This is a genomic window from Paenibacillus sp. FSL R10-2771 (assembly GCF_038000205.1).
GTDB lineage: Bacteria > Bacillota > Bacilli > Paenibacillales > Paenibacillaceae > Paenibacillus_AQ > Paenibacillus_AQ phytohabitans.
In genome coordinates this window covers 6558856-6571480 of record NZ_JBBOBM010000001.1, presented here as the reverse complement: position 1 = coordinate 6571480, position 12625 = coordinate 6558856, and the positions used below count along the sequence as shown (strand labels likewise).

Annotated in this window: 13 protein-coding genes; 8 read left to right on the top strand and 5 right to left on the bottom strand. The window is 46.7% G+C overall.

The genetic code is table 11. The features are described from left to right. Positions 1 to 140: 140 nt before the first annotated feature. A complete protein-coding gene (locus NSU14_RS28295; protein WP_340948031.1) occupies positions 141 to 1439 on the bottom strand; it encodes an MFS transporter in 1299 nt (432 codons plus the stop codon). A 309-nt stretch (positions 1440 to 1748) separates the two neighbouring features. Here NSU14_RS28295 and NSU14_RS28290 point away from each other — a divergent pair, with 309 nt between their 5' ends. The 4 genes from NSU14_RS28290 to NSU14_RS28275 all read left to right on the top strand — a co-directional run bounded on the left by NSU14_RS28290 (position 1749) and on the right by NSU14_RS28275 (position 4150). Continuing rightward, positions 1749 to 2738, top strand: a complete 990-nt coding sequence (locus NSU14_RS28290; RefSeq protein WP_340948030.1) for a tRNA dihydrouridine synthase — start codon at positions 1749 to 1751, stop codon at positions 2736 to 2738. Between the two features lie 176 nt (positions 2739 to 2914). Beyond that, positions 2915 to 3145: an AbrB/MazE/SpoVT family DNA-binding domain-containing protein gene (locus NSU14_RS28285; RefSeq protein WP_340948029.1), complete on the top strand. Its 231-nt coding sequence runs from the start codon at positions 2915 to 2917 to the stop codon at positions 3143 to 3145. A gap of 93 nt (positions 3146 to 3238) precedes the next feature. Beyond that, complete coding sequence (locus NSU14_RS28280) at positions 3239 to 3478, top strand: type II toxin-antitoxin system PemK/MazF family toxin (protein ID WP_336103328.1); 240 nt, start codon at positions 3239 to 3241, stop codon at positions 3476 to 3478. 102 nt (positions 3479 to 3580) lie between these two features. After that, positions 3581 to 4150 carry an SF0329 family protein gene (locus NSU14_RS28275; protein WP_340948028.1) on the top strand — a complete coding sequence of 190 codons (570 nt, stop codon included), beginning with the start codon at positions 3581 to 3583 and terminating at the stop codon, positions 4148 to 4150. A 65-nt stretch (positions 4151 to 4215) separates the two neighbouring features. Here the strand turns inward: NSU14_RS28275 and NSU14_RS28270 are convergent, their stop codons facing one another. Beyond that, the gene (locus NSU14_RS28270) at positions 4216 to 4908 is read right to left on the bottom strand and encodes a response regulator transcription factor (RefSeq protein ID WP_340948027.1); all 693 of its coding nucleotides are present in this window, start codon (positions 4906 to 4908) and stop codon (positions 4216 to 4218) included. Positions 4909 to 4912: 4 nt separating this feature from the next. Further along, positions 4913 to 7066, bottom strand: a complete 2154-nt coding sequence (locus tag NSU14_RS28265; protein ID WP_340948025.1) for an ATP-binding protein — start codon at positions 7064 to 7066, stop codon at positions 4913 to 4915. Between the two features lie 292 nt (positions 7067 to 7358). Here NSU14_RS28265 and NSU14_RS28260 point away from each other — a divergent pair, with 292 nt between their 5' ends. Both NSU14_RS28260 and NSU14_RS28255 read left to right on the top strand, forming a co-directional pair. Then, positions 7359 to 8381 carry a carbohydrate-binding protein gene (locus NSU14_RS28260; protein WP_340948024.1) on the top strand — a complete coding sequence of 341 codons (1023 nt, stop codon included), beginning with the start codon at positions 7359 to 7361 and terminating at the stop codon, positions 8379 to 8381. Positions 8382 to 8532: 151 nt separating this feature from the next. After that, positions 8533 to 9150, top strand: a complete 618-nt coding sequence (locus NSU14_RS28255) for a type 1 glutamine amidotransferase family protein (RefSeq protein ID WP_340948022.1) — start codon at positions 8533 to 8535, stop codon at positions 9148 to 9150. Positions 9151 to 9282: 132 nt separating this feature from the next. On the opposite strand, the gene NSU14_RS28250 is transcribed toward NSU14_RS28255, so the two are convergent. After that, positions 9283 to 9846 carry a hypothetical protein gene (locus NSU14_RS28250; protein ID WP_076248112.1) on the bottom strand — a complete coding sequence of 188 codons (564 nt, stop codon included), beginning with the start codon at positions 9844 to 9846 and terminating at the stop codon, positions 9283 to 9285. Positions 9847 to 10040: 194 nt separating this feature from the next. On the opposite strand from NSU14_RS28250, the gene NSU14_RS28245 reads away from it, so the two are divergent. Further along, positions 10041 to 10349, top strand: coding sequence for a hypothetical protein (locus NSU14_RS28245; protein ID WP_340948020.1), 309 nt, complete (start codon positions 10041 to 10043; stop codon positions 10347 to 10349). A gap of 55 nt (positions 10350 to 10404) precedes the next feature. Next, positions 10405 to 10977 carry a DinB family protein gene (locus NSU14_RS28240; RefSeq protein WP_340948019.1) on the top strand — a complete coding sequence of 191 codons (573 nt, stop codon included), beginning with the start codon at positions 10405 to 10407 and terminating at the stop codon, positions 10975 to 10977. Between the two features lie 693 nt (positions 10978 to 11670). On the opposite strand, the gene NSU14_RS28235 is transcribed toward NSU14_RS28240, so the two are convergent. Beyond that, complete coding sequence (locus tag NSU14_RS28235) at positions 11671 to 12264, bottom strand: hypothetical protein (protein ID WP_340948018.1); 594 nt, start codon at positions 12262 to 12264, stop codon at positions 11671 to 11673. Positions 12265 to 12625 lie beyond the last annotated feature (361 nt).

Genomic DNA, 12625 nt, shown 5'->3' with positions numbered 1-12625 from the left:
ATTCATCTGAATTAGGATGAATTATGAATAATTGGAAACATCTATGTTACTACAAGCGTGATTGGGATACGGCACGAAATTGAAAAGCACAGGGCAGCCGTAGAGCCGCCCTGTGCTAATTACAGTTGGGGGAGAAGAAGCTATTCCTCCAACCTCCAGATATGTTTGTCTGCCCGGAACGGCAGACAAGATAATGCACCGGTAATTCCGATTACCAGGAATAGCAAAGCTGCTCCGGAGCCTTTGCCTGTTCCGACCAGTGCGACCCACAGGCTGCCTAGCGGCTGCCCTGCCATAAAGGGTTCAAACACCCTGTCTACCAATATACCGCCGCACAGATATCCCAATGGAATGGTGAAAAACTGCAAGGTATTCCTTGCCGAATAGACACGCCCCTGCATCTCAATAGGAATTGTGGAGCGGAACAGCACATCCATATTAGCGTTCATAACAGGAATGAATATCCATCCGAGGATTGCACCCAAACACCATATAGGCGTGCTTCTGCCAAAGGCAAGGAAGAAATTCTCGGTGCTCATGGAAAAAAGCAGGCAATTACAAATGACCCGGACCCGGCTTCTGGGCGGCGGCAGGATAGCAACCGAAATACTCCCAAGCATCAGGGCTATCCCTGTAACGGTGTTGACCATCCCCAGCGCCAGCTCTCCGCCACCCGTCCGTGAGAGCATCATTGCGGGCAGGGCAGCATTGAAAATGGAGGCGGTGAAATTGATCAAGGCCAAAAAAAGGATCAAATCCAGAATGCCACGGTTATCCCTGAGATACCGCAGGCCGCTTGAAGCCGATTGCAATATCGTCTCGCTACCGGTGCTGCTCCGCTTAGGAACCTGCGGGATATGGACACAGCATAGCAATGCCGTGAACGCTGTGGCAAAGGTAATCAGATCAAACAGAATCACAACCCGGACACTGGTGAAGGAAAGTATTGAAGTAGCGAGTATAGGCGTCAATATGGTAACCAGTGAGTTGGAAAAGGAACGCATTCCGCTAACCTTCTGATAATGTTGCTGCGGAGCCAGCAGGCTGATCGCTACATCCGACGCCGGCTGCTGTACAGTGTTCATTACGCCAGTCAAGGTATTAATCAGATACAGATGCCAGATCTGGAGTTTACCCATTGTCATCAGTATAAGGACCGTGACGGTACAAAGTGCCGCAAAGCTGTCACTGATCAGCATCGTAGCCTTCTTGTTCCAGCGGTCGCTCAGTGCACCTGCGAAGATACTGAGCAGCACATAAGGTGCGTAGGAACAGATAACCAACAGAGAGCTGGTTAGAGCCGATCCATTCTGCTGATAAGACCAGATCACCAGGGCAAAGGCGGTCATTGCACTGCCCAGTGCCGAGAATGACTGTGTAATCCATAAAATCAGGAAAGTACGAAGCTCCCTGAGGTTGACTTTGAATTTTGTTATCATGACTCTGCTCCTCTTTCAATGAATTCTTAACAATTCAATGAAAGTGCAAAGCCGAACGGACGAGCTGTAGTCCGCTCCGTGCAGTTTCGTCCGGTTCAGACTTTGCACGGAGCGTTGTCACTGCATATTCTCATATTCATTCTCCTTCTTGATCGCTTGAAGTTACATTCACCTGGAAAGTAAATTCTGCTTTATTTTACCATATGCGAGTCGTTCCGTCTTACATGAATTAATTGGGTAAGTATGTTTCCTCCGGGATTATGATATAATTTGCTTTAATATCTTGCTATTTATAGAGAGGTTTTTAATATGATGAATAATTTCTGGCGTGAACTACCACGCCCTTTTTTCATACTGGCACCCATGGAGGATGTAACGGATGTTGTGTTTCGCCATGTCGTAAGCAGAGCGGGCAGACCGGACGTCTTCTTCACGGAGTTTGCGAATTCAGAGAGCTATTGTCACCCGGAGGGGCATCATGCGGTGCGCGGGCGTCTGACTTATACAGAGGATGAACAGCCGATTGTAGCTCATATATGGGGCGATAAGCCGGAATACTTCCGTCAGATGAGCATCGGCATGGCCGAGGAAGGCTTCAAGGGCATCGATATTAACATGGGTTGTCCTGTAGCGAATGTAGCCGAGAACGGGAAGGGAAGCGGCCTGATCTGCCGTCCCGAACTCGCAGCAGAGATCATCCAGGCGGCCAAAGCCGGAGGACTGCCCGTCAGTGTCAAGACAAGACTCGGGTTCACTGACCTGGGCGAATGGCGCGGCTGGTTAACCCATATTTTGCAGCAGGACATTGTTAATCTGTCGATTCATCTGCGTACCCGGGAGGAAATGAGCAAGGTGGATGCCCACTGGGAGCTGATTCCGGAGATTAAGAAGCTTCGTGATGAGATCGCACCGCATACCCTGCTGACCATTAACGGGGATATCCCCGACCGTCAGACCGGCCTGAGGCTCGCTGAAGAGTACGGTGTGGACGGGATTATGATCGGGCGCGGGATTTTTCAGAATCCGTTTGCGTTTGAACAGGAGCCGAAGGAGCATAGCAGCGCGGAACTGCTTGATCTGTTGCGGCTGCATCTGGATCTCTATGATGAGTATTCAGGACAGAAGCCCCGTTCTTTCAGTCCGCTCCAGCGGTTCTTCAAGATTTATGTCCGCGGCTTCCGCGGGGCCAGTGAATTAAGAAATAACTTAATGAACACGAAGTCGACAAGTGAAGTGCGTGCGCTGCTGGAGGAGTTCGGGAGCAGGGAGCAGGACGGGGCGGACGAGCTTGGGAATTAGGCGGCCGGGATTGTAGATATCCTAGTAGTAAATAGAATAGACGCTAAAGGAGTGAGGATCGGCTGAATGGAGAAGGGACAAGCCCGGAGCCAGCAGGTCATTCCTCTGTTTTATATATCCTCGACATGATTTGACTTCTTGAATCACTTTGTTTATACGTTCTAGGAGGCGGTTCTATGTTTCAGGTTCAGAAATGGGGCAACAGCTTGGGCATTCGCATTCCGAAATCCCTTGCTCTAAAGGTCGGTATTGAGGAAGGCTCCGAAGTCGATCTTGATGTGGAAGATGGACATCTTATCATCAAGCCGAAGTCGGCCACACTGGACGAACTCCTTTCCCGGGTCACCCCGGAAAATCTCCATAATGAGGTCTCTACAGGCGGGCAGCAAGGACGGGAAGTATGGTAACGGGCGGGTATGTACCGGATCGGGGTGACTTGATATGGCTGCAGTTCAACCCGCAAGCGGACTGAACAGGCAGGCAAACGCCCGGCCTTGGTCGTGTCTCCTGCTTCTTATAATGGTAAAGTCGGAGTTTCCTTGCTCTGTCTGGTAACTTCTAAACCAAAGGGCTACCCGTTTGAAGTAGTCATACCGCAGGATATGCCCATTGAAGGGGTTATCCTTGCAGATCAAGTAAAGAGTCTCGATTGGCAATCCAGGCAGGCAGCGTTCATCTGTAAAGTACCACTGAGCATTCTTTCAGATGTCATTGCTAAACTCGACATACTGATTCGCTGATCCTAGTAGAAATAGAATAGACATGAGACTGAGGACCGGATGATGGGGAGGGGGAACCCGGAGCCAGCAGGCCAGTCCTTTTTTTTCATATGGAGGGATTACATGTCCTGGAGCAAATTGAAGCAGCAGCTGGAGGGCTTTCTCAGTCCTGCGTTAGAGGGAACGGTAGAATACCGCGCGCCGGGTTACCGTTATCTGCCTGATAAATCGGGAATCTGTTACATCTCAGTGGACAGAAGGAATGTGCTCAATATGGGCGATAAAACGAACACGATCCGATGGTATCAGACAGAGCTGGAGATTAAGAATGATCCGGAAATCCGCATTCCTGTCAGTAAGGACGACATTGAAGCGGTCAGACAAGCTGCCAAGGGACCCGTGCCGGAGGATCGCCTAATCGTAATGGCCAGAAGCAGATTAAGTACAGAGCATGCCAAAGAGCTAATGTCCGCACAGGCAACACTCGTTAAATCGAATTTCATCGTGGCCGCGAATAAGTTCCTGACTACACCTATAGAGGAGAGCCTGGAGAGCAGTGATATGGTACTCAATATTCTTGCGCTGGTGGATCGGAGAGTCGGGAAAAAGCGGATTCTGGGTATGGCCGAGAAGATGGAGTTGAAGCATCCGGTGGTCCAGTATTTCTATAAGCTGCGGCGGGGGGCCCTGTGAATAGTATGCCAAAGGTTCAAGCAAGAGTTCATGCTTGAACCTTTATTATGGGAACATTGCTATGCTCAACGCTTGCCGGCAACCAGCATATATCCGGCCCCCCGAATCGTAAGGATTCTCTCCGGATTGACAGGATCAGCCTCGATTTTTTTGCGTAAATTACTGATGTGTACAGCGACCGTTCTCGTATCCTCCAGACTCTTCATTCCCCAGATGAGATGAAACAACGTATCGACCGTGACGACTTGATTAACGTTTTGGGCCATATAGGACAGTAGACTGAACTCTTTTTTGGATAAAAAGATGGCTTTGCTGCCTATATTGACAGACTGTGCGTAGAAATCCAGCGTCAAGCCCGGTAACTCCAGCAGTTGTTCCCTTCTGCCTGTCGACACTCTGCGAAGGTGAGCCTTGATCTTGGCCATGAGGACTCCCGGACTGAACGGCTTGGTCACGTAATCATCGCCGCCATAAGCTAAAGCGCTGATCTTCACCTCGTCCTCCTCCTGACTGCTCAGAAACACGATCGGCGCATTCGTGTAGCTGCGTGCGTTCCTGCACCAGTCAATGCCGTTCTCATTAGCCAGCAGTACATCCAGTACAATCAGATCCGGATTAAACGATGCAAGCAGCAGCATGGCTTCTGTCCCGCTATGGCTATACGAGGATACGAAGCCTTCCCGTTCGCAATACGCCTGAACAATCTCACAGATATGGGGATCATCATCGACGATCATAATTTTGTACGTGTCCATCATGTTGTCACCTTCCTGCTTCCGGATACAAAGGCAGTGATACATAGAATACCGAACCCGTCTTACCGTCGCTCTCGGCCCGGACCGTTCCGCCATGCGCTTGTACGATTTCCCTGCAAATCGCCAGCCCAAGGCCGTTGCCCTCTACTCCCATGTCCATACCCGGCCGGTCAACCCTGTAATTGCGGTCGAAGATTTGCTCGAGCTGCTCAGGGGGGATGCCCGTACCAGAGTCTTGTACGCTAATGATTGCATAGCGGGTATCCTTCACCTCATCCCAGGTTAGAGCAAGACGCACCATCCCGCCGCTAGAGGTGAACTTCATCGCATTCGACACCAGATTAAATAGCGCTTGCGTTAATCTTTGCGCATCGATCCCGGCAACAGGCAAGAAGGCTCCCAGATCCTCCGTATGTCCGGTATCCAGGTTGAAATCAAGCCCCGCGTCACGCACTACCAGCTCATATTGTTCATAGAAACCGCGCAGGAAATGAATCACATGAACCGGCTCCATACGGTATTCTACCTGCCCCGTCTCCAGATGCGACAAGAAGGACAACTCCCCGATCATGCGGTTAATCCTTACCGTGTTATCCCGGATATACTTCAGGTACTGTTCATTGCGTTCCGGCTTAACCATGTCGATCACAGCCTCAACATAACCAAGCATGCTGGACAGCGGCATACGCAGATCATGTGTAATGTAGGCAAGCAGCTTTTTCCTGCCTTGCTCGGAGTGAAGTAACCGCTCATACGACATGCGGAGGTCTTCGTGGGCTGCGGATAAGGCATGTGTACGCTCCATTACGAGCTGCTCCAGATTGGAATTCATTTCAGTCAGCTTGTTATTGGCTTCGTACAGCTCACGTGCAATTCTCTCTTCGTTCGTTACCGCCCGCGTATATCTGGAAGACAGCAGAATCATCTGTGCGATCGTGAATATGAGCAGCCCAAACGGAGAGGTATTACCGATGAGTGACCATTCGTTGAAATACAGGAAATCGTTGATCACCGTTACCAGAGCAACCATCGACACGAGCAGGAAGATCAGCGCCCCCTCCATACGCCGCACAGCCGCCTCAGCCAGACCCACCATCAGATACACCATGTGAAGAACAACGATTACACCGATCAGCAGTAACATTCTTGAATATATAATTGCAGGGGTCAGTACAACAACCAGACAGAGTGCGCTCGTTATGATCCGGCTGCCCAGACGAAACCAACGCGACACATAATTCGGGAAAATGCATTCAAAATACATGGTGATGATATAACCACTGACACATAGAATCAGATACTCGAGCTTGAACTGCAATTCCCACGGAAAACGGGGAAACCATTGTGTGAACATGAGCTCGCCGACCAGCAAGGACCGGATACCGAACAACACAGTGAACAGTCCAAAATAAAGCGGTGCCCTGTCCTTGCGCCGCAGCATGTAGAGTAGCAGATGATACACGCCGATAACCAGCAGGCTTGCGGTTATGAACATCTCTGCGGCAACCTTCCGAGTGGTCTTGGCCGCTAATACGTTACTGCCACCCAGCTCTATAGACGTGGTGATGCCGCCCCGCTTATGATGGAAGTTTGCAACCTGTATAACCAGCTCTACGGTATCGCTCCCGGGCTGGAAGAACACCAGCTTCGTTGCCAGACGTGGTGTCACGCTACTCTTGTCCTGACCAACCTCGCCAACTTCTGCCAGCAGCTCTCCATTCACCCATAATTTATATGCATGAAAAATGGTAGGCAGCCGCAGCGCAAGCCGCTCATTCCTGTCCTGCCCGCTAAGCCGGGTGACCAGCCGAAAGGTTGCATAGCCTTGCCCTCCCAGCTCTTGACCATCAAGCTTGTATCCTAGCCAAGAGCTGGGGATGCTGATATACCGGTCAGCCATTTCCCCGCTTGCCATCCGGCTCCGTATATCCTCTGGCGAGAGCAGATCCTGCCAGTAGAATTCCCATTCCCCCTGCAACTTTAGCGGAGTCTTAAGGATAGAAGCCTGCGTTAGATCCAGAACGCCTTCTTCGCTTCGAAGCTTGGGGGCGCCTGGCGTTACAGGCACGATGGCATAGCTTATGGCCAGACCGATAACAACGGCAACCGCTATATGAAAGAAGATATTACGAGAAACGAACCTTAGAATACCCCTCATCATGAAGCCGACCCCAATCTACAAAATTCGCTATAAATGAGTTGATTGTTTCATGATAGCATCATTACAGGAAGCTGTGTTGATAGCGTGAAGTAAAAGTTATGTAAAAATTTCATGAATGCGTTAAATCACCAGGATGGAACCAAATGTAAGGAGTGAAAACGCGGAATTTGTCATTACAGCAAGGGGTTGGGGAGTAAAATTGATGGAATTATTTTCACAAACGACAATACAATATACCTGTGGTTCGCCTAATGGGCGAAACCGGTAAATTAAATAAAGGAGGTTTAAGTGATTGATTAAAAAAGTTCCAGCCAGAGCCTTATCCCTTTTGGTAGTTGCAGCCATATTCCTATCCCTGTTCTTCACAGCCTTACCGCAGGCAAACGCGGCCGCCAGAGGAGCATGGGCTCCTAATACGGCTTATGCAGTAAATGATACAGTAACCTATAGCGGAAGTACGTATACCTGTCTTCAGGCACATACTTCCCTCACAGGCTGGGAGCCGCCTAATGTTCCTGCACTATGGAAGAGCGGAACAACAACAACACCGACCCCTACACCTACACCAACCACACCCCCATCAACAAACGGAGTCACCTTCTATGCAGATATCAACTATGGCGGGAAGGCGGTAACCCTGGGAGTAGGCAATTATGTATTGTCCCAGCTGAATGCTGCAGGCATTCCGAATGACTGGATGTCTTCGCTTAAGGTTCCCGGCGGCTGGACGGTTGAAGTCTATGAGAATGATAGCTTTGGCGGAGCCAAATGGACCTATACGGCAGATTCCTCCTGGGTTGGCGACAGTGTCAATGACAAGATGACCTCGGTTAAGATCTATACCGGATCACAGCCTCCTTCTGTAACCAAGCCTGCCGAGGTTCCCAGCCAAATCTGGACCTATGTCGTGAATGCAGACAATGCTTATGGCAAGGGGGGAGATTTCGCACTACTGCTGAGTGCGGTGATTAAGAAGGAGAGCAGCTTCGGAGCAGGCCTGCCCGGCAGCCCATCCGCCGGCGACGGATTAATGCAGGTCGAACCTAACACCCGCAATGCCTATGCCTCACAATTCAGCGCCAAATTCGGCCGCGCGTATAATCACAGCAGCGAACAGGATCAGGTATACCTGGGCGCATTGATCCTGAATGAGAAGATTGTCAGATTCGGAGATATCTATAACGGATTGCTACACTATAACGGAGGCGACAACTGGTATCCGGGCGCTACCGATTCCTATGGCCGTCCGATTCTGGCAGATCAATATGCCAATGCCGTTTACGCTACATATAAGGGGTATGGGGGGAAGAACTAAGGGGTTATCTTCTATAAAAGAAGGCAAAAAGACGCTCGGGAGGAGTCTCGGAGCGTCTTTGTTATATGTTCAGCTAAAATAGCTTCACTGACAGCAGCTGTCAGTGAAGCTATTTTATAATACAGGAAAGGACTTGAAGGAGGACGTAGAAATGAATAATAAAGTATATCTATATGTGTTCGACACCATGGCAGACTGGGAGATAGGGTATTTAACTGCCGAACTGAACTCGGGAAGATACTACAAGAAGGGGCAAGCCCCATCTGAAATAGTTACCGTAGCCAATGAAAAGGCGCTTGTCACTACAATGGGCGGACTGGCAATAATGCCCGACATCACGGTGGATGAGTGCAGCATGACAAGCACAGATGCATTGATTCTACCCGGTGGAGAGACATGGACCGAAGCCATTCACCAGCCCATCCTCGGGCTTGCTGAGCGATGCATAAAGGAAGATATATTAGTGGCAGCGATTTGTGGGGCAACAATGGGGCTAGCCCAGGCCGGACTATTGAATTCACGCCCGCATACAAGCAATGATCTGGAGTACCTCAAAATGATCTGTCCTGCGTACACCGGCGAAGAGCTCTACCAGATGCAGTCTGCTGTAACGGATGGGAAGCTGATCACTGCCTCTGGAATAGCGCCGCTAGAATTCACTGTACATGTCTTGAAAGCCCTGGATGTCATGACTCCAGAAAAATTGAAGGCCTGGTATAGTCTCTACAAGACTCAGGAAGCTAAGTATTTCTATGAGTTGATGGGATAAGAGTAGTTAATAAGGGTACCCTCTCTTCGCGGAGAGGGTATTTCTGTTGGTCTGGCCAGGGATGGCAGTACATCTTCTGGACATCTATAAGTAGTTGTGGGGGGATTTGCCGTGCTCCACTATAGGGTGAATTTAAGTTGCAGTTTTCATGTTACTGCGTAGAATTTTGAAATCTTCTAATATATTGGAGATTCTTAAAATCATATCTCTATTCATATCTTGTTCAGTAGGGTTATTTGGTAAGTACAAGCCCCACTGCTGAAACTTGCCCTCTAATAGAACAAATCCGGATACATGAGCTCCAAAACCATTTATTCTTGCAGATTCAAGAGTTAATCTGTCGTCATGAAATACATTCACCAGCAGATTCTCAGTCCCCATGAAAAATACCGGATACGTTATGTTACTGAAAAAATCTTTATATTCCTGCTTGGCTGCTTCAGCCAGATAATCCTTTGCAATGATTAAGCCATCATAATTTATATTATGATCTTCAATAATATCTTTGAGGCTTTTGGGTATGTAGCTTAGATTTCTAATGTTATCAAAAGGAATATCACCAACAACTGCAATTTCTAACTGGATTGATGGAGGGTTATAAAGCTCCTCCGCCTGAGGCTCATTTACAATTTTGATGTCACAGCTTACAAACAACACGGATAACAATATAAGAAGTAATAACATTTTGTTTTTCATTAGTGAGTATCCTTTTTATTTCATTATAATGGTTACTTTATATTTAAAAATATAGAAAAATAATCCTTTTTGCAAGTGGATAATTAACTCGATTGAGCCTCGAATGATAGGAAGGGAATTCCAACATATGGTACGATGTGATTGAAGTGCGTAAGGTTTATTTTGTATATGTGTAAGGCTAAGGGGGAAGGGAAATGAATGAAATAACCTCTCATCATTGTAATCTGAATATTTGGGCTCATCTGCCTGATGAAGTATGGAATACAGTTGCTAATATTTATGAGCGTATGCCTGGTTGGAGAGGGTACATAGATGGGATTCCACACTGGTTTGGGCTGGAAGATGAGGATGTTTATATTCAGGCATCCGTTGAGCCAAGTGGATTGTCATTTTATGCTCAGATGAATCAGAGTGATTGGGATTCTTGGATTGGAGCGTTTAAATCAGAAGCAACTAAAGTGTTAGGGTTTGAGGTGGGGGAGCCTGAGGATGGGTTTGTGTAGTATGAAATTTTAGAAGGTAAGGCAATTCATAGATAACTCGAAAGCGGGTGTAAACATGAATATAAACCAAGCGATTAACGTTATAGATAAGGAATTATCTCAAACATTAAGTGACTACCAACACTGGTTTACTTTAAATCCCGAAGAACTATCCTTTAAACCTCAGACCGGATGGAGTATTGAACAAATATTAGAGCATGTAACACTAACCAATCACTTTTTATTGATCCTAATAAGAAAAGGGACTCGGAAAGCAATTGAACTATCAACAAAGAAAGACTTGAATACAATAATAGAATCAAGCCAAATTAATTTACAAGAACTTGATGCGATAGCTATACATAAGTCTTTTGATTGGATCAGACCAGAACATATGGAGCCTAAGGGTGAACAAGAATTAGGGCAAATAAGAGCATTATTAGATAATCAAATTAACGAATGCAAAGAGCTTTTGAAAGAGATGAACAACGGAGAGGGAATACTTTATAAAACTACAATGACCGTAAACAACTTAGGCAAGATTGATGTTTATCAATATATTTATTTCCTGTGTCAACATGCCAAACGCCACATTGTACAGATGCAAAAGGTAATGGATGAGTATAGCAAATTAAGTGAGGCTGAGTAACATCTTATTCACGCAGAGCGCCTTCCCGCCTCGGTTAGCGCGGGGTTTTGCATAACACCAAGTCAACAAGTAAAGTGCGTGCGCTGCTCGATGAATTATGGAATCAAAGAGCATGATGGGGCGGTGGGACTGGAGGATTAAACTGCCAGGATTGTAGAAATCCGAGTAGAAAATAGAGTATGAGCTAAACGAGTGAGGATAGGATGAATAGGGAAGGGGCCAACCCTGCGCTCCTTTCCTTTATTTGGTATAGAGGGGGATACGTGTCCTGGAGCAAATTGAAGCAGCAACTGGAGGGTTTTCTCAGTCCTGCATTAGTAAGGAAGGGTTGAAACTAAGGTAGGGGCCCAAATCTGCATGTAAAGCTGGGCAATTGCCTAGACAATGCCTCTATGGAGAGTTTTTTCTAGCATCTCAAAACGGAAGGGCTCTCCCTTATGATATCCGGAAAATGGCGGAGGCACAAAAAGCGAATTAAGAAGTAAATTCAATTTTACAACCGAAGATGACCATAGCATAAATTAAATAAATTGACGCCGGTAGATTACCGACGCCAGTATGCTGCCTAGGTGTTTTTTTAATGTCAACTAAAAGGGGGACTTGAACAACTGCTGTGAAGTCTTATAGTTCTCAATAATTCAATTATACAAGACATGAGGCAACTGCTCGCTCTCAATTCCCTCATTATTTGAACTACGAGTGCGTATTGCAATATGCCTTAACTTTATCTGCGAAGGCTCCAGGGATCTTCTCTTTCCAGTAAGGAACGGACATCTTCAAAGAATGGAGAGCTTTCTCGTACTTGGAATCCCCTAATTGGGCCTTTATGTTGTCCATTAAAAATTCTAAATCCTTATATTTCAAGACTCGGGTATTGGGCTCACCATTAACTAGGTTAGTTAAAACCGTTAAGTAAATAAAGGCGCTACCACGGCTCATTCCTGTCGTCTCTGCAACCTCAGTGCTCAGCCTATTGATTTCGCCCGAGCCCTCAACGTATCTTAGGAACGCACGCCACAAATCCTCAACCATCGCTGGCGTAATTTTGATATTGCTACGTGAAAACTGTTTCGTCTCATATATGGAAGTTTTATCAATATCCTCAGAATCGCTGAAATCTGCTAGGTTTGATGTCGAAGCAGCCATAGTCATTGGTAATCCTTTTTCTAAAGTGACTCTTCTTAAAAAAATATTCACAGCAATTTCAGTATTCATCCCAAGGGAACGTAGAATTTTTTCGGCTTCGAATAAGGTATCATCATCAATATTGATTTCAAACTTTGCCATACAAACACCCTCTCACAAAGTTACTATATATTTTCTTATTAATACTTATAATTATAATATTATAAATTACGTAGTTTTTATAGTATGATTTTATTATTTGTGAGAAATCTTTAGTATTTTCATAAATTAACAATATAATAGGCACCGAAGATGGTTAAGGGCATTCGTCAGAAGTTCGTGTATCAGTTTATTTCATAAATTTTCACTATTGTCTTCCTCAGTAAAATCATCTGATGCTTGTGATTCCGCTTTTGCACGCAAGGAGTTTGATCTTGTTTCCGAAAGCTTGCAGATATACGGCATAGGTTGAAAGGCTTTATGTGGCCTTTTCCTCTCTTGCTACGTTGACTAAAGCTACGGT